Consider the following 16,901-nt stretch of genomic DNA (forward strand, 5'->3'; position numbering starts at 1 on the left):
TTCGGAGATGATCCTTGGAAGTGTCTTTCAAAAAAGCGGTATTGAGAAATGCTCTCAGCCAAAGGCATTTCCTCTCTGATCAATCCGAAATTTTTTTACTTTTCTTCCTCATCGGAGCTTCGTATCGATTTACTGAATTGTTTTCTATCATACGAGTCAGCGTTTTTTTTGTCAAGTCCATTTCACTCGCTTTTACAAACATTATCGCTTCATTTTTTGTTTCATAATTTTTATACTTTTCAATGACAGTCCAAATTCTTCAGCAAGTTCCATATTTGATAAGCACTGTTCTTTTTGAAGAAAATCATGAAAGTCCACACCGAACTCTGGTTGGGATACATTATAACTCATCATTTCTTTATTTGTTGATCTCAACAGATCTCATCCTCTTTTTATGTGAATTGTACTATTAGTTTCACCAAAAAACAGAGGATTTACTACTTAACGAAGGAATCTTTTTAACCGATAAAGAACTTATGCTGTGTACGGTCATCAAGACAAACTGAAAGGAGTCTTCTTTTGAAAAGTTATCCTGTACTCATATTGCTATTTATTATTTTATTCACGTTGCCTTCAGTAGCTTCTGCTGAAAAAATGGCGGATTTTAATCAAACGGTTAATGTTCGATCAGCTCCAACTCTTTCTTCTTCCGTTATCACTCAGGTTCATCAAGACGACTCACATCCGATCTTAGAAGAGGATGGTGAATGGATAAAGATTAAATTAGATTCAGACAAAGTCGGTTGGGTTGCGCGCAGACTTGTCACGGTAACGATAGAAGATGATTCCGCCAAAACCATTGAATCAACCGTATCCGACCTTCAGGTTCGTGCTGGTCCAGGGAAAGAATTTACTGTTTTGGGGAGCATCGATTTAAGTACTAAATGGAATGTAGTTAAAACAGAGAAGGATTGGATTGCAATCGACTACAATGGGCAAGAAGGCTGGGTTGCATCCTGGTTAGTCAACTCAACCAACGAATCTAATCAAGGCAAATCTTCTCCTACAACTAAAGAAGTTCAGGCTAGAATTTTGAATGTACGTGAAGCTCCAGGAATGGATAACCGCATTATTTCCCAACTTCCTTCAGGTTCAGTTGTAGAGGAAGTAAAGAAAGAAAATGACTGGAGTTTCATCCGCTATGAGAATGGCCAAACAGGTTGGGTAGACAACTCTTTTCTTAAAGAAACCCAGAAAAGCGGAATTTCTGGTTATGCAACGATCCTATATCAAGCAACAAATTTACGAAGCGGACCTGGATTAGAACATGGGGTGATTGCACAAGCAAGTCTCCATGAAAAATATCAAATAGTAACAAAGGAAGGACAATGGTATCAAGTTGCTTTACATGATGGAATGTCTGCTTATGTAGCGGAGTGGGTTGTTTCGACTGCATCTCAGCTTTCCACCAAACAGAATCTAAATTCTAAAGAAACTGTTGTTCTTGATGCAGGACATGGTGGAAATGACAGCGGGGCTCAAGGCATTACAACTTTCGAGAAAATCCTTACACTGCGTACAACTTCAACCATTGCTGAAAAACTAAAAAGCGCTGGTGTCAGGGTAATATTAACGAGAGACAGCGACACCTACATTTCACTAGGTGAGAGAACCACTATCTCAGAGCAATATAATGCGGATGCATTTGTCAGTATTCACTTCGACAGCACTGTCGATCCAACGGCTAACGGAACGACCACTTATTATTATGAACAGAGTGACATGTCCTTAGCATCTGCCATTCATAATAAAATTGGAGATGATACTTCACTTAGAGATCGTGGAATAAGGTTTGGTAATTACTACGTGCTTCGAAATAATAGACAGCCTTCCGTTCTACTGGAGCTTGGTTTTTTATCTAATCCATGGGAGGAACAGTTAGTAAACAGAATAGACTACCAGGCAGAAATCACAACCGAAATTGCAGATGGTATTCTTTCCTTTTTACAATAAAAAAAGCCGCGGAGCATAGACTGCTCCGCGGCTTTTCCCTATTCCTTACTATCAATAATAAGCGTAACAGGTCCATCATTTGTTAGTTGGACATCCATCATCGCCCCAAAAATACCTGTCTGCACATCAAGCTCCTCGTCTTGCAAAAAAGCATTAAACTTTTCATACAATACGTTTGCTTCATCAGGCTTTGCTGCTTTCATAAAGTTAGGACGCCTTCCTTTACGGCAATCGCCATAAAGCGTGAATTGTGAAATCGACAGAATTGCCCCATTTGCATCCTTTACGGAAAGATTCATTTTGTCATTCTCATCCTCAAAGATTCGCAAGTTAGCAATTTTACCCGCAAGGTAAGCGGCATCCTTCTCTGTATCGTCGTGTGTAACCCCTAAAAGAACGACAAGACCAGAATCAATACTTCCAGTCACATTCCCATCAACAGTAACTGACGCTTGCTTTGAACGCTGCACAACGGCTTTCATAAAGACTTCCTTTCTAAACTACTGCATAATTCTGCGAACAGCATAGATGTCAGGAATTCGTTTTACTCGCTCGACTACTTTTTGAAGGTGAGCAGTATTTCGAATCGACACTGTCATACTAATGGTCGCCATTTTATTATTATCTGAACGGCCTGATACTGACGTCATATCCGTTTTGGTTTCTGCCACAGCTTGTAGTACTTCATTCAACAATCCTCTGCGATCAAAACCACTAATTTCAATATCGACATTGTAATTTTTGGGCGAGTCACTTTCCCACTCAACCTCAAGAAGTCTCTCCTGAGCATTGTCCTCATTCACATTCGGGCAATCTTTCCTGTGAATCGAGACACCTCTGCCCTTTGTAATGTATCCTACGATATCATCACCAGGTACAGGATTACAGCATCTCGAAAGACGAATCAAGAGATTATCAATGCCCTTTACGCGCACACCAGATTCCGCTCTTCTTGGAGGACGGGCAGGGGTATGAGTGGTTTTACCCTCAATGATTGATTTTGCAAGCTCTTCTTCTTGTTCCTTCGTTCTCTCTTTACGAGCTTTATCTGTTAACCTTGTCGCGATTTGCGCTGCAGTAATCCCACCGTACCCAACGGCTGCATACATATCTTCTTCACTAGTAAAGTTAAACTTTTTCGATACATTTGCAATGTTATCTGCTGTAAGAACTGCTTTTAATTCAAAACCATGGCTTTTAATTTCTTTCTCAACCAGTTCTCTGCCTTTTTCAACATTCTCTTCGCGCTTTTCTTTCTTAAACCATTGCTTGATCTTGTTCTTGGCATGAGAACTTTGGCTGATTTTCAACCAGTCTTTACTCGGTCCATAAGAATGCTTTGATGTTAGAACCTCAACGATATCTCCTGTTTTTAAACGGTGATCAAGAGGTACCATTTTACCATTCACTTTTGCACCGATACAGTGGTTACCGATTTCGGTATGAATTCGATATGCGAAATCAAGCGGCACAGAACCTGTAGGCAACTCAAACACGTCGCCTTTAGGTGTGAAAACGAAAACCATGTCGCTGAATAAGTCAATCTTAAGAGACTCCATAAACTCTTCTGCATTGGAAACGTCATTTTGCCATTCAAGGATTTGTCTGAACCAAGAAAGTTTCTTCTCAAAAGAGCTATTTACTTGATTCTCATCGCCTTCCTTGTAAGCCCAATGAGCTGCGATTCCGTACTCAGCTACTTTATGCATATCAGACGTTCTAATTTGAACCTCGAGTGGGTCACCCTTCGGTCCAATAACCGTTGTATGAAGAGATTGGTACATATTTGCTTTAGGCATCGCGATATAATCTTTAAAACGACCAGGCATAGGCTTCCAGCACGTATGAATGATACCAAGAACAGCATAGCAATCCTTGATACTATTGACGACAATACGAACTGCTAGCAAGTCATAGATTTCATTAAATTGCTTATGCTGTTTGGACATCTTGCGATAGATACTGTAGATGTGTTTAGGACGACCAGATATCTCAGCGTCAATCGACACATCCTTCACCCGCTCTTGAATCTCGTCCACTACTTCATGAACGAACCCTTCACGTTCTGCTCGTTTCTTTTGCATCAAATTAACAATCCGATAATATTGCTGAGGATTTAAATAACGAAGTGCTGTATCCTCTAGCTCCCATTTAATCGTCGAAATTCCGAGACGATGAGCGAGGGGTGCGAATATTTCAAGCGTTTCATTCGCTTTCTGCATCTGCTTTTCTTTAGGCATATGTTTAAGCGTACGCATGTTATGAAGGCGGTCAGCTAGTTTAATGAGAATACACCTGATATCCTGCGCCATGGCAATCATCATCTTACGGTGATTCTCAGCTTGCTGTTCACGCTTGGACTTGTATTTGATTTTCTTCAGTTTCGTTACGCCATCAACTAGCATGGCAAGCTCGGGACTGAATTCATCAGAAATTTGTTCAAGCGTCACGTCGGTGTCTTCGACGACATCATGAAGAAAGCCCCCAGCAACTGTGACAGGGTCCACTTCAAGATTAACAAGAATGCCAGCAACCTCAATAGGATGAATAATATAGGGTTCACCCGATTTGCGGTACTGGCCTTCATGTGCATTGCGCGCGTATTCATAAGCTCTATTAAGATAGGAGAGATCGTCTTCAGACAGATACTGCTCCGCTCTTTCCATTACTTCTTCTATCGTCATCAAATCACCTTGATTACTGTTGGTATATTGCTTCTATTATCGTTAAAAAAAGTCACCATGTAAAGAGAATAAGAGAAAAATGTCGTTTTTCCTAACTGGTAAGCACTGGATAGGCTTAACAATACATCATAAAGAGAAAGAGCGTCCGGCAATTCGGACACTCCACACTTTAGTATGTCATCAACGTAAATATATCATGTCGGTCAAGGTTTTTACGTCCTTCTAGATAAGAAAGTTCAATCATAAACGCTAGGCCAACAACTACTCCACCAAGCTGTTCTACCAATTCAATCGTTGCATTGATCGTTCCACCTGTTGCAAGCAAATCGTCAGTAATTAAAACTCTTTGTCCTGGCTTAATAGCGTCCTTATGAATTGTAAGTACGTCTTTACCATATTCAAGACCGTAATCTACTTTTGCTACTTCGCGAGGAAGTTTGCCTTCTTTACGTACAGGTACAAAACCAATACCTAGAATATAAGCAACCGGGCAACCTACAATAAACCCTCTTGCTTCTGGTCCAACAATTACATCGATATCTTTATCTTTTGCAAAGTCTGCAATGTCATTCACAACAGCGCTGTAAGCTTCTCCATTTTGCATAAGTGGGGTAATGTCCTTAAAACGAATACCCTCTTTTGGATAGTCTTCAACAACTGCAATATAATCTTTATAATTCATTTACTTTATGGCCTCCTCAGTGCTATTGGAACAATTAACTGATTGATCGAACCAACTTTTCAAAGCATGATAGGAGGAATAGCAAAAGTCATTTTCAAGTTTTGCCTTCTCAAGCTTACTCCTATACGTTTTGGAAGAAGTTAATTCACTTTTAACAGATTGTGGATTTAGAGAAATCAGTCCATCATCCATTGTAACAAAATCTAACTCAAAAAACACCTGTGACATGAAGTGAACGGTTTCTTTTGACCAGCCTTTATGTTTAGCAAGCTTTTCTGCATCTCTTAAGTGAAAGCTTCCCTTTTTCATTAAGAATGCATAGTACCATTTAAAATCTTCACGCGAAGGCAGTGTTGAAAAGAAATGATCTTCTTCATGCTCAAAAACAGCGTATGTTCGCTCTGGTAAGCCACCCTTTTTGAACAACTCAACAAGATCTTCTTCTAAGTCTGGTAGATCAAGAAGCACGACATACTTATTATCGAACGTTAAATTCTTTTCTTTAAGTGGTGATGTTATAACGAAATCCTTCCATTGCTCAATGCCAAGTTTAGTAACTGTGCTTTCCTGAAAAGAGATCATCAATAACTTATCTAGAGGTAAGGATTCGAGCCGCTTCTTTAAGTCACGAATACCTCGATAATCAAATAACTGCCACTCATTTACTGCCATATCTTTAACGAAGATTTGTGGCTTTCTTAACCCATTCCATTCATTAACAGATAGTTGCCCAATAACACTTACTGCAGCTCTAGAAGCAATCTCTTCAAAGACATAGCCAAAGTTGAAGCCTACGCCATCAAGAGTGGCACCATTTTCCTCAAGCGCTACTTTCAAATGATTGTCTTTGCTACCGATTCTTCTAATTTGCGACAAATGAACATCCTTCAACATCACAACAGGCTTCGGATTACTTACTCCAAAAGGAGCTAATAAATTCATCTCTTCAATCGTTTCAAGCGTAATGTCTTCTACTTTACAGTGCAAATCCACCTTCGTAAGTGGCATTAAATCCTTCTCGGTTAATTTCTCTAATGCCTGTTCATTCAATCTTTCACGAAGACTTTCAAGATACGTAAGGTCAATCGTCATTCCAGCTGCCATAGGGTGCCCGCCGAAGTGTGGGAGAATATCTCTGCATTCAGAGAGGTTCATAAACATATCAAATGCTTCAATGCTTCGTGCAGACCCTTTCGCAACCCCTTTTTCACGGTCAATACTCATAACAATGGTTGGACGATAATATTTTTCGACAAGCCTTGAAGCAACGATTCCGATTACACCTGCGTTCCATCCTTCTCTTGCGATAATAAGAACACGATTGTTTTCGTTTAGCAGATCATTCGTCTCTACTTCTTCAATCGCTTCTTGTGTCATTGTATTCACAAGTTCTTGACGTGTTTTATTTAATGCATCAATCTCGCTAGCAAGCTGTTCAGCAAGTTCAAAATCATCCGTTGTTAACAGCTCAACAGCAGGATCTGCACTTTCAAGCCGTCCTACTGCGTTTAGACGTGGTCCTATACCAAATCCAAGATGCTCCTCATTTAATTCCTGTCCTTTTAATCCACAAACATCAAGTAGAGCTTTAATGCCTGGTTTGCTCGAGTTTTGCAGTGCACGAATCCCTTCACTTGCAATTAAACGATTCTCATCCTGCAATGGAACAAGGTCAGCAATCGTACCCATTGCAGCAATTTCTAGTAAATGGCCAGGAATTCGATCAAGCAGGGCCTGAGCAAGTTTAAACGCAACTCCAACTCCTGCTAACCCTTTAAATGGATAACCACAACCAGGTTTCTTAGGATTAATTGTTGCATATGCATCAGGTAGTACAGGAGGTGGCTCATGGTGATCTGTAATAATAAGATCAATACCTATTTCCTTTGCCACTTCTGCTTCATGAACTCCTGATATACCTGTATCAACTGTAACGATTAGATCGTAGCCGTCTTCTTTTGCCTGGCGAAATGCCGCTTCATTTGGTCCATATCCTTCAGTAAAACGATTTGGAATGTAATAGTCAAAACTAGCACCAAGCTCTCGGAGCGTATAAACGAGAACGGTCGTACTACTTACGCCATCAGCATCATAATCTCCATAAATTAAAATTCTTTCATTCTTTGCTATAGCATGTTGAATACGATCAACAGATTCTTTCATACCATCCATTAAATAAGGATCATGATAGGATAAATTTTCTTTATATAAAAACCTTCTTGCTTCTTCCTCTCCCTCGATACCTCTATTCACAAGTAATGAGGTAGCTAGTCGAGAAATACCTAGTTCACTCTGGAGCCGATCAATGTTTGTTTCATCTGTTTCAGCTAGTTTCCAGCGTGTTTTAGATCTTAACATCGAATCACCTCTTAACCAGTTCATTATATATAGTTTGGACATATTTGACCATAGTTTGAGAGGAGGAATCTTATTCTTACAAATGATGGGCTATATGATTCCGGCTTCGTACTATAATCAAAACCAAAAAATAAGCCCCCATGAGAATGGGGGGCAAATCAATTATTCTCCGTCTGAATCCATTCCTTCATCCTCGGTAGGACCATCTAAGGGAACGTCAACAGGTTTTTGTTCAGCATCAGCTCGAAGCTGCGCGTTTTCCTTTTGCAACTTCTTAAGCTCTTTTTTCAATCTATAATACTTGACCATCCCAAAACCTAGTACGAGAATGGCTCCCATTAATACTGATCCTAAAATAACTAGTACAAGTGGCCAGTCTGACGTACCAAAAACATAATTCACTTGAACCGGATCAACGTTCACAACTGAAAATACTGCAATAATTAGAGCGAAAACAAGGGCAATAACCAATCCCCATTGTCCTTTCATCCACATCTACCTCCCCTTCTACTTCTATACCTATTCCATTACTAGATCTATTTTTCCTTTGGTTCATAAGGATTAATGTGGACAAGCACATCATGTACTTCATCTTCTTGCAGCAAACGTTCTTTCACAGCCTTACCGATATCGTGCCCCTCTCTCACTGAAATGTCTGGGTCGACACCGAGCTTCACATCAATAATAACATAGTGACCGTGCTCTCTAGCATAAAATTCATCGAGATTCACAATGCCATCCATCTCTTCAATTACTTTCTTATATTGAACCGTATCTTCTTCATGCAAAACATGATCTAGTGTTGTATGAATTGATTCGAAACCAAGTTTAATTGCCATCTTCCCAATCAGAATAGAAACAAAAATCCCTGCAATGGGGTCTGCATAGATAAGCCATGATAAATCGAATTTACTTCCTAAAATAGCACCAGCGATCCCGATGAGAACAGCAATTGAAGAATACACATCAGAACGATGCTCATATGCATTGACGATCAGGGCATCACTTTTAATTTTTGTACCTAAACGATATTTATAACGAAACATTGCTTCTTTAACAATAATGGAAACAAGGGCAGCATATAAAGCGAGTGTGCCAGGTGCTTCAATTGGCTGAAAAATAGCTTTACCTGAACTAATCCCAATTTCAACACCTACGAGTAGAAGCAATACAGCTACGATAATTGCCGCAATGGATTCTGCTTTCCCGTGACCGTAAGGGTGGTCTTTATCAGGGGGGAGTTTTGCAGCACGCAAGCCAACAAAAACGGCAAACGAACCGGCAACGTCTGAAGCAGAATGGGCTGCATCAGCAATAAGAGCCCGACTATTGGCTATATAACCAATAACCCCTTTTAATACAGCAAGGACAATATTCCCTAAAATCCCAACAATAGCTGCAATCTCTGCTTTCCGAAAACGTTCTTCTTTGTTCATTCTCTCACCTCTAACAATTCCTTATAGCATTTCCCTTAATACCAAATTCTAAATCTTGCTGATAGCGACATGTAAGAGCCATGGCATAGCCATGGCTCTCTTTCACTCTATACTTCGCTTTCAACTGGAGCGAACTTTTTCTTCTTAAGTTGTTTCCCTTTCCAAACCGCCCATAATTGAGAGGCAATAAAGATCGAAGAGTACGTTCCTGCTATAAGACCAATTAACAATGCAACAGCAAACGGTCGAATGGCTTCACCGCCAAAAATCGTTAACGCAAGAGCCGCAAATACAACTGTTAACACTGTATTAATTGATCTTGCCAATGTTTGAACGAGGCTTTTATTAACGACACGAGCAACATCATCAAATGTTTTGATTTTCTTCTCAAATTTCATGTTCTCTCGGATTCGATCGAATGTAACGATCGTATCATTAATGGAGTAACCAACGATTGTGAGAACAGCAGCTATGAAAGTTATATTTACTTCAATCTGCAAGATGCTGAACACTGCAATAATAAAGAATGCATCATGAAAAAGTGCAACTATTGCAGCAAAGCCCTGTAGCCATTCAAATCGAAGGGCAACATATAAGATAATTCCAACTGATGCAATTGCAACTGCGATGAACGCATTTTTCGCGAGGTCAACGGCTACATCAGGTGATACCGTACTTATACTTGGTTCTATTTCATATAAATCCGTGAATTGGTTTTTAATTTCAGCCACTTCATCTTTATTTAACTCATCTTTGAAGGCAGCAACTGCCATCTCGCCACCACCTGCAAGGGTGACGGATTCTGGCTCAAGCCCAAGTTCTTCAAGTTCTTTGGTTACTTCTTCAGTAGTCAACGTGCTATCCGACTGTATATCCACGCGTGAGCCACTTGAGAAGTCGATGCCCAAGTTTAGACCAAATATAGCAATTGCCAAACCACCAAGAACGATAAGTGCAAGTGAAATCGCAAAGAACTTATTACGATGTTTAACAAAATCAAATTTAATATCTCTTACTTTAGAGCTCATCGATCTCACTCTCCTTTACGCCAAAAAGTCCGGGCTTCTTATTTAATGCCCTACTCTTAACCCATAGGCCAAGTAGTATTCGTGAACCCCAAACAGCAGTCAAAAAGCTGACAACGATACTTGTAATGAGCATTACCGCAAACCCTTTAACAGAACTTGTTCCATAGGCGAATAACACACCAGCAGCAATAAGGGTTGTAATATTTGCGTCAAAGATTGTGGTAAAGGAGCGTCTTCCACCCGCTTTAAAAGCTGACATGATCGACTTTCCTGAACGAATCTCTTCTTTAATTCTTTCATATGTGATGATATTAGCATCAACAGCCATCCCGACCCCAAGAATAAGGGCAGCAATACCAGGGAGTGTTAACACGGCATTCATCCAATTAAATACAACAAGAATAAGATAGATATACACACTTAGCGTAATAACAGCAATCGCTCCAGGTAGACGGTAATAAAATAGCATGAATAAGAAAATCAATCCTATACCGATAAATCCTGCTAGGACAGTTTTATTAAGCGACTGTTCCCCAAATTGAGCACCGACAGATGTTGAATAGATTTCCTCGAGCTGGACTGGAAGAGATCCTGCATTTAGCAACTCCTTCAAATTTTCAGCTTCTTCAAGCTGGAATGGAGGTCCTGAAATCACTACTGTATTTTGTGAGAGAACCGTTCTAACAGCAGGATCTGAAATGAACTTCTGCTCATCAGCAGGCTTAGTAACTTCCTCTTGATATGAGTCGCCTTCTTCATAATCAAGCCAAATCACAAGGCGATTATCAGGTGGTGGTAATTGACTTATTTCTCGAGTAATATTAGCAAATTTTTCAGGATTTTTAAGCGTTACTTGGACAACAGGCTGATTGTTATCAAACACTACTTTCGCAGCGCCTTCCTTCAAATCAGCACCGCTCATCTGCTCTTTATCATCAGTTGTACGGAACGTTAGCTCCGCCTGTGTTGAGAGTAGCTCACGCGCTTGGTTCTGATCTTTAACACCAGCAAGCTGAACGCGAATACGGTCTTCGCCTTCTATAGTGATACGAGGTTCTGAAACCCCGAGAACATTAATACGCTTGTACAAAGCACTTACAGTACTATTTAAAAGGTCTTGACTAAGTTCCTGACCTTCTTGAGCAGGCGTTACTTCATACAGAACTTCAAACCCCCCCTGCAAATCAAGGCCTAACTTAATTTCTTTTGTTACACCCATAACCGTTGTCCCGATCAATCCACCAAGCAGAAGGACGATCAAAAAGAACGCTACGATCCGGCCTTTTTTTACCATGGAACAAAAACTCCTCTCTAAACACCCAGCATTATTTCTTATGTAGGTCAAAATGCCACAATACTAGTTATTATACAGATATATGAATTTTTCTGTCAATTTCAGTGTGACTAAGCTTCTTGCTTTCTGAACATATCTGTCCCTTTATAAGCATGAATTGTAAGCCAGTTCATGTATTCATTTGTAGAAAGGCGCATTATTTCGTTTACAAGACGATGCATTTGAATATCGTCTAAATCTTTATTTCGTTTCAGACGAGCAAGGAGACATTCCCAGATTTCATCTGTGGTCGCCCCGTTGTATCCTAACAAATGAAATTCATCTAGCTTACTTTCTAGCGCCGGATATACTTCTTTCTTCCACTCTTCCATCATTCTGTCTCCTCTCATTTTTAGAAAATCGAGTAAATCGCTGCACCTACACCTAAACCAGCAATAACCACTCCTGTAAGAATGGATAGAAAGGCGTATTTAAATCGTATCGCAAAAAGCGCTGCTGCTACACATGCGCTGTATGCTCCTGTAGTTGGAAGCGGAACAGCGGTGAATAGAATTAATCCTATTGCTCCATATTTCTCGACATTCTTACTTTTGCTCAGTGTGCGGTGATAAAGCCAATCATAGAATCTCTTATACCACTCAAACCTCATGAACCAATTACTAAGCGGTTGAAAGAGAAGCAGTAATGGAATGATCGGCAGTGCGTTTCCAAGTAAACTTAGAAATAAGGCTTTTAGAAACGAGAAATCAAAAGCATATGCCAGAGGCAATCCTCCTCGTAACTCTAATATTGGAAGTGCAGATATGATCACTACAATCACTTCCTGTGGAAGAAAACCTAAGTTCTCTACAACGAATTGTTTAATTGCTTCTTTCATTAAAACACTCCTATATGCCTGTCATGCTTTGTCCCCTAATAAGCATATACATAGTGATAAAAAATATCTAGACTTTTCTACAATTTTGCAGGGGTATTCTGGATGGAAAGTTGGGTGAATATGTCAAAGCAAACCTTTTTACGAGGGACTCTTTTTCTAATTCTTGCTGGGCTGATTACAAAGGTGCTCGGATTTATTAACCGTATTGTGATGGTTCGAGTTATGGGAGAAGAAGGTGTCGGTCTATACATGATGGCTGTTCCGACCCTAATTCTAACCATTACGTTAACACGTATGGGACTACCTGTTGCTATTTCAAAGATGGTTGCTGAAGCTGATGCAGAAGGTGATCGCCAGAAAATCAAACGAATACTAATTGTCTCACTCTCCATCACAACCGTACTTAGCATTATTTTTACGACCGTTATGGTACTAGCGGCTCCACTCTTATCAAAGACTGTTTTCACAGACGAGCGCACTTTCTATCCTCTTATAGCTATAGCACCTGTCGTTTCTATCGTTGCCCTTTCCTCTGTCCTTCGCGGCTATTTTCAAGGCCTTCAAAATATGCGACCTTCTGCTTATTCTCAAGTTATTGAACAAATTGTGCGAATTTGTCTCGTTGCTATCTTAACAGGCGCTTTCCTTCCTTATGGGGTTGAATATGCCGCTGCAGGTGCAATGGTTTCCGTCGTGCTAGGTGAACTTGCTTCCCTTCTCTTTATGTTCTCAATGTTTAAAATGAAAAAGCGAGTGAAGATTAGGAAAGGCTTTTTCAATTATTTAAAAGGCGGCAGAAAAACATTTAACGATTTAATGAGAATTTCTCTCCCTACGACAGGAAGTCAATTAATCGGTTCAATTTCCTATTTTTTTGAACCCATTATGGTTGCAAATAGTCTTGCAATTGCAGGGGTAGCTACAAGCCTTGCTACAAAACAGTATGGACATTTATCAGGGCTTGCCATTCCACTCCTCTTTCTCCCGACTTTTATCACATACTCTTTGCAGGTGTCACTCGTACCCGCAATAAGTGAAGCACATGCTCAGAAACAATATAAACAAATTCAACACCGATTAAGTCAAGCTATTCGTCTTTCCATGGTTGCAGGAGGTCTCTCAGTCGTTGTCACATATATTTTCGCTGTACCATTGATGGATATCATGTACAATGCACCTCAAGTAGCGATCTATGTCCAAGTAATGGCACCATTCTTTTTCTTCTATTACTTTCAAGGACCTCTTGGAGCAGCACTTCAAGCGCTCGATCTTGCAAAGGCAGCGATGATTAACAGCTTCATTGGAGCTGCAGTTAAACTGGCTGCTATTTTCTTCTTAGCAACTAGACCAGAACTCGGGATAATGGGAGCAGCACTCGCAATTGTTATAGGTATATTACTCGTTACACTACTTCACTTCGCCACTTTAGTGAAAGCTATTGGCTTTTCCATCGTAGTTAGTGATTTACTTAAAGGTGTTGCAGCAATTATTCTTGCTGCCTTCGCAGGGCATTTCTTCTACCAAATTCTTGCTACATCATCATCAGATATCTTCGGAACGGTTATAGCCATTGGCGCAACATCCATCGTTTATACTTTACTTTTACTACTCCTTGGTCTAGTTAATCGAAATGATTTAAGAAGACTTCCATTTATCGGGAAGTTCGTACACTGAGGAAGACTTGGAATTTTATATAGGTGAATTTTTAAAGTCTTTTTTCTAAAAGCTCTTTTCTAAAAGATTGTTGCTTTTAAAAAGTTTTGTATAAAGAACCACACTTAATTGATTGGAACGGAAGGATGCTCGACTCCTGCGGGACTAGCGGGACAGGTGAGACCCCACAGGAGTGTAAGCGACGAGGAGGCTTACCGCCCGCCCCGCGGAAAGCGAGCATCCTGGAGTGGAAGTCAACCACTACATTATAACAACCATGTCTACGAAAAGAGCCTTTTCATAAGAACCTAAAAAAAGTAACCAATATCGGTTACTTTTTCTCGTTTTTTATATCTATAAAAAAACTTCCATTCTTATGAAGTGAGCAGTAGGAAATACATTTAATATCCTTTTGACCTACTTTTCTTAACTCCTGACGAAGCCATAGTGACGTCTTACCAATTCGTTCGAGATGTTCTTCTTGCACTTTACCATCAAGAATAAGTGGTAACGGTAATAAAGTTCCAGCATCTTTCTGTTTAGTATCATCTTCTTTTTTGATAACAGAAAGCTTTCCGGAAGGCTCGAGAATGGCAAATTCAACATCTGAAACGGATGCAATGTTGTTCTCTCTCAGTTGTATGAGGAGATCATCAAAGTTATAGCGTTGTTTCTTCATTGCTGTCTCATCAATTTTACCTCGATCAATTAATACAGTGGGTTTGCCATCGACAATTTCCCTCACCTTCTCACTTTTGAGAGAAACATATGCCATTATGATTTGAATCATCACAAGAATTCCCATTGGTACAATTGTCCGAATCATCGGCGTGTTGGGATCTTCGATTGACGTAACCGCTAGTTCCGCAATCATAATCGAAACAACAAAATCAAGGATACTGAGCTGACCGATTTCTCGTTTCCCCATTATTCGAAACACAACAATGATTAAGAAGTAAAGAACAAGCGTCCTCAAAATTATCGTCATATACTCCATTTCGAGCCCTCCTTTCATCTTCTTTTGTTTAGTGTGACCATGTGATTGATCCAGCATAAAGGAAGGTATTGGAAAAAGACGAAAATAAAAAAGCTTCCCTCTAATAATAAGGAAGCAAATAACGAAAATAAACATATATGGTACTGATTATTAATGAGATAAACACAACAGGGATACCAATCTTGAGAAATTCGATGAAGCGAACTTCCTGTTTTTCTTTTAAAGCGAGACCTGCTACAACAACGTTGGCCGATGCACCGATTAATGTGCCATTTCCACCTAGACAGGATCCTAATGCAAGAGACCACCAGAGCGGATCAAGATTTGTCATACCATATCCTGAAAACTCAGTTATAACAGGAATCATTGCAGCGACAAATGGAATATTATCAAGAAAGGCAGATAGAATTCCAGCCCCCCAAAGAATGACTAAAGATGTTTTGGGCATATCACCATCGGTATAAAGCAAAATCGCTCTTGCTACTTCGTCAATTATCCCTACCTCTTCTAATCCGCCAATTAGTATGAAAAGGCCAATAAAGAAAAATAGTGTCACCCATTCAATTGATTCAAATACTTCTTCAATTTTGTGTTCATTTTGCGTTAGTAATAATAGAAGAACTGCACCCGCCATTGCAATGTTCGTAAGGTCCGTGTGAAGAAAAGGGTGTAGGAGAAACCCAAATATCGTCATCAACAATACAATAGATGATTTATATAATAAAGGACCTCTTTTCAAATAATCCTCTGCATTTAATCTGAGTAATGACTGACGGTGTTGATCGTCTACTTTAAGTCGTTTTCGGTAGAAAAACAATAGCAAAGTAATGATAACCGCATAGATGACGACTACGATTGGAGCAAGGTTATAAAGAAAATCATTAAAATCAAGGTGATCAACAGCCTGACCAATCATGATATTTGGAGGATCACCAATTAGTGTAGCCGTCCCACCAATATTTGAAGATAATATAACGACAATAAGAAAAGGAAGGCTAGTGACTTTTAATATTCTGGTAAGCGTTAATGTAATTGGTACGAGAAGAAGAACTGTCGTTACATTATCAAGAAGTGCTGATCCAACTGCCGTAAGCGTTCCGATAACAGCTAATAATGGTAATGGCTTACCTTTTACTTGCTGAGCAAGTTTAATTGCAATGTATTCAAATAATCCGTTCTGACTTGTGATGGACACAAGAATCATCATTGAAAAAAGAAGAGCAATGGTATTCCAATCCACATGCTTCATAAATGCTGAATCAGTGGTTGTAATCCCACTAAGTAGCATGAGCAACCCGCCACCGCAGGCAACAAGGGCTCGATTTATTTTTTCAGTAATGATGCCAACATACGCAAGAACAAATATGATAAGCGCGATGATCATTTCCAATCCCTGCTGCCCCTTCCTTGTCCCTTTTCTAACATCGTATGACGAGCTGTGCGAATTCATGATTGGACTTCTATTTCACAACGCAATGAATAGAATGTACAAACCATTCATATAAAGGGGGAGTACGATGAGGTCTAAACATGCACTCTCGAGTATGGGATCAGGATTACTAACGATCGTCGTAATTGTATTAGCAACAAGCGTGTTATTATCACTCATTCTTCGATTCACAGCCGTATCACAACAGGGTATCAGTCCTATTATTATTGTTGTTTCTGTAATCGCCTTTTTCATAGGTGGATTGATTGCAGGTGGAAAGGGTGGAGAACGCGGGTGGTTGCTCGGTGGAGGAACTGCGTGTATGTATATGATCCTTCTCTTTCTTATCCAGTACCTTGGATACCGAGTCAGTATGAATGGTGAACAACTCCTTTATCATGGAGGATATGGGCTTGTTTGTATTCTCGGTGGCATTATCGGTGTCAATTTAAAAGGAGGAAGTCAACGAGAAGCTTAAACATGAAAAGAGCGTCCTCTCGTGAGGACGCT

At 39.9% G+C, this 16,901-nt stretch carries 14 protein-coding genes, 1 pseudogene and 1 other annotated feature (1 of these 16 cut by a window edge); of the genes and pseudogenes, 3 read left to right on the forward strand and 12 right to left on the reverse strand.

The features are described 5' to 3' along the window. Positions 1-121: a binding site (T-box leader), on the reverse strand (it extends 102 nt beyond the left edge of the window). Between the two features lie 80 nt (positions 122-201). Then, positions 202-375, reverse strand: a complete 174-nt coding sequence (locus tag FBF83_RS13490) for an RNA polymerase subunit sigma-70 (protein ID WP_240688095.1) — start codon at positions 373-375, stop codon at positions 202-204. Between the two features lie 144 nt (positions 376-519). On the opposite strand from FBF83_RS13490, the gene FBF83_RS13495 reads away from it, so the two are divergent. Beyond that, entirely contained in the window at positions 520-1,953 is a 1,434-nt protein-coding gene (locus FBF83_RS13495; protein ID WP_136947662.1) for an N-acetylmuramoyl-L-alanine amidase, read from the forward strand. A 38-nt stretch (positions 1,954-1,991) separates the two neighbouring features. Here FBF83_RS13495 and dtd read toward each other — a convergent pair whose 3' ends face one another. From dtd to FBF83_RS13540, 9 genes and pseudogenes are all read right to left on the reverse strand, one after another. After that, positions 1,992-2,435, reverse strand: a complete 444-nt coding sequence (dtd, locus tag FBF83_RS13500) for a D-aminoacyl-tRNA deacylase (protein ID WP_136947663.1) — start codon at positions 2,433-2,435, stop codon at positions 1,992-1,994. Between the two features lie 18 nt (positions 2,436-2,453). Further along, the gene (locus tag FBF83_RS13505) at positions 2,454-4,619 is read right to left on the reverse strand and encodes a RelA/SpoT family protein (RefSeq protein WP_420875136.1); all 2,166 of its coding nucleotides are present in this window, start codon (positions 4,617-4,619) and stop codon (positions 2,454-2,456) included. 187 nt (positions 4,620-4,806) lie between these two features. Next, positions 4,807-5,319 (reverse strand): adenine phosphoribosyltransferase, encoded by a 513-nt coding sequence (locus FBF83_RS13510; RefSeq protein WP_048312657.1) that lies wholly within the window; start codon positions 5,317-5,319, stop codon positions 4,807-4,809. Beyond that, on the reverse strand, positions 5,320-7,677 hold the full coding sequence (gene recJ / locus FBF83_RS13515) for a single-stranded-DNA-specific exonuclease RecJ (protein WP_136947665.1): 2,358 nt from the start codon (positions 7,675-7,677) through the stop codon (positions 5,320-5,322). It abuts the gene before it with no gap. A gap of 162 nt (positions 7,678-7,839) precedes the next feature. Next, positions 7,840-8,166, reverse strand: coding sequence for a LapA family protein (locus tag FBF83_RS13520; protein ID WP_136947666.1), 327 nt, complete (start codon positions 8,164-8,166; stop codon positions 7,840-7,842). Between the two features lie 47 nt (positions 8,167-8,213). Continuing rightward, a complete protein-coding gene (locus tag FBF83_RS13525) occupies positions 8,214-9,113 on the reverse strand; it encodes a cation diffusion facilitator family transporter (protein ID WP_136947667.1) in 900 nt (299 codons plus the stop codon). Between the two features lie 107 nt (positions 9,114-9,220). Continuing rightward, positions 9,221-11,435, reverse strand: a pseudogene (secDF, locus tag FBF83_RS21365) (protein translocase subunit SecDF). A gap of 110 nt (positions 11,436-11,545) precedes the next feature. Then, a complete protein-coding gene (locus tag FBF83_RS13535; protein ID WP_240688096.1) occupies positions 11,546-11,806 on the reverse strand; it encodes a post-transcriptional regulator in 261 nt (86 codons plus the stop codon). A gap of 20 nt (positions 11,807-11,826) precedes the next feature. After that, on the reverse strand, positions 11,827-12,312 hold the full coding sequence (locus FBF83_RS13540; RefSeq protein ID WP_136947669.1) for a COG2426 family protein: 486 nt from the start codon (positions 12,310-12,312) through the stop codon (positions 11,827-11,829). Between the two features lie 120 nt (positions 12,313-12,432). On the opposite strand from FBF83_RS13540, the gene spoVB reads away from it, so the two are divergent. After that, positions 12,433-13,986, forward strand: a complete 1,554-nt coding sequence (spoVB, locus tag FBF83_RS13545) for a stage V sporulation protein B (protein WP_136947815.1) — start codon at positions 12,433-12,435, stop codon at positions 13,984-13,986. 310 nt (positions 13,987-14,296) lie between these two features. Here the strand turns inward: spoVB and FBF83_RS13550 are convergent, their stop codons facing one another. Together FBF83_RS13550 and FBF83_RS13555 are read right to left on the reverse strand one after the other, a co-directional pair. Then, positions 14,297-14,962: a DUF421 domain-containing protein gene (locus FBF83_RS13550; RefSeq protein WP_136947670.1), complete on the reverse strand. Its 666-nt coding sequence runs from the start codon at positions 14,960-14,962 to the stop codon at positions 14,297-14,299. A gap of 100 nt (positions 14,963-15,062) precedes the next feature. Next, entirely contained in the window at positions 15,063-16,352 is a 1,290-nt protein-coding gene (locus tag FBF83_RS13555) for an ArsB/NhaD family transporter (protein WP_136947671.1), read from the reverse strand. A gap of 127 nt (positions 16,353-16,479) precedes the next feature. On the opposite strand from FBF83_RS13555, the gene FBF83_RS13560 reads away from it, so the two are divergent. Then, positions 16,480-16,869: a TIGR04086 family membrane protein gene (locus tag FBF83_RS13560; protein WP_136947672.1), complete on the forward strand. Its 390-nt coding sequence runs from the start codon at positions 16,480-16,482 to the stop codon at positions 16,867-16,869. Positions 16,870-16,901: the final 32 nt, after the last annotated feature.

Origin of the sequence: Guptibacillus hwajinpoensis, assembly GCF_005144865.1 — a bacterium.
Lineage (GTDB): Bacteria > Bacillota > Bacilli > Bacillales > Guptibacillaceae > Guptibacillus > Guptibacillus hwajinpoensis_A.

Excerpts from the sequence above, each read along its gene's own strand:
- FBF83_RS13510 (WP_048312657.1), bottom strand. The coding sequence starts at position 5,319 with ATGAATTATAAAGATTATATTGCAGTTGTTGAAGACTATCCAAAAGAG.
- FBF83_RS13550 (WP_136947670.1), bottom strand. The coding sequence starts at position 14,962 with ATGGAGTATATGACGATAATTTTGAGGACGCTTGTTCTTTACTTCTTA.
- spoVB (WP_136947815.1), top strand. The coding sequence starts at position 12,433 with ATGTCAAAGCAAACCTTTTTACGAGGGACTCTTTTTCTAATTCTTGCT.
- FBF83_RS13540 (WP_136947669.1), bottom strand. The coding sequence starts at position 12,312 with ATGAAAGAAGCAATTAAACAATTCGTTGTAGAGAACTTAGGTTTTCTT.
- FBF83_RS13525 (WP_136947667.1), bottom strand. The coding sequence starts at position 9,113 with ATGAACAAAGAAGAACGTTTTCGGAAAGCAGAGATTGCAGCTATTGTT.
- FBF83_RS13535 (WP_240688096.1), bottom strand. The coding sequence starts at position 11,806 with ATGGAAGAGTGGAAGAAAGAAGTATATCCGGCGCTAGAAAGTAAGCTA.
- dtd (WP_136947663.1), bottom strand. The coding sequence starts at position 2,435 with ATGAAAGCCGTTGTGCAGCGTTCAAAGCAAGCGTCAGTTACTGTTGAT.
- FBF83_RS13520 (WP_136947666.1), bottom strand. The coding sequence starts at position 8,166 with ATGAAAGGACAATGGGGATTGGTTATTGCCCTTGTTTTCGCTCTAATT.
- FBF83_RS13505 (WP_420875136.1), bottom strand. The coding sequence starts at position 4,619 with ATGGAAAGAGCGGAGCAGTATCTGTCTGAAGACGATCTCTCCTATCTT.
- FBF83_RS13560 (WP_136947672.1), top strand. The coding sequence starts at position 16,480 with ATGAGGTCTAAACATGCACTCTCGAGTATGGGATCAGGATTACTAACG.
- recJ (WP_136947665.1), bottom strand. The coding sequence starts at position 7,677 with ATGTTAAGATCTAAAACACGCTGGAAACTAGCTGAAACAGATGAAACA.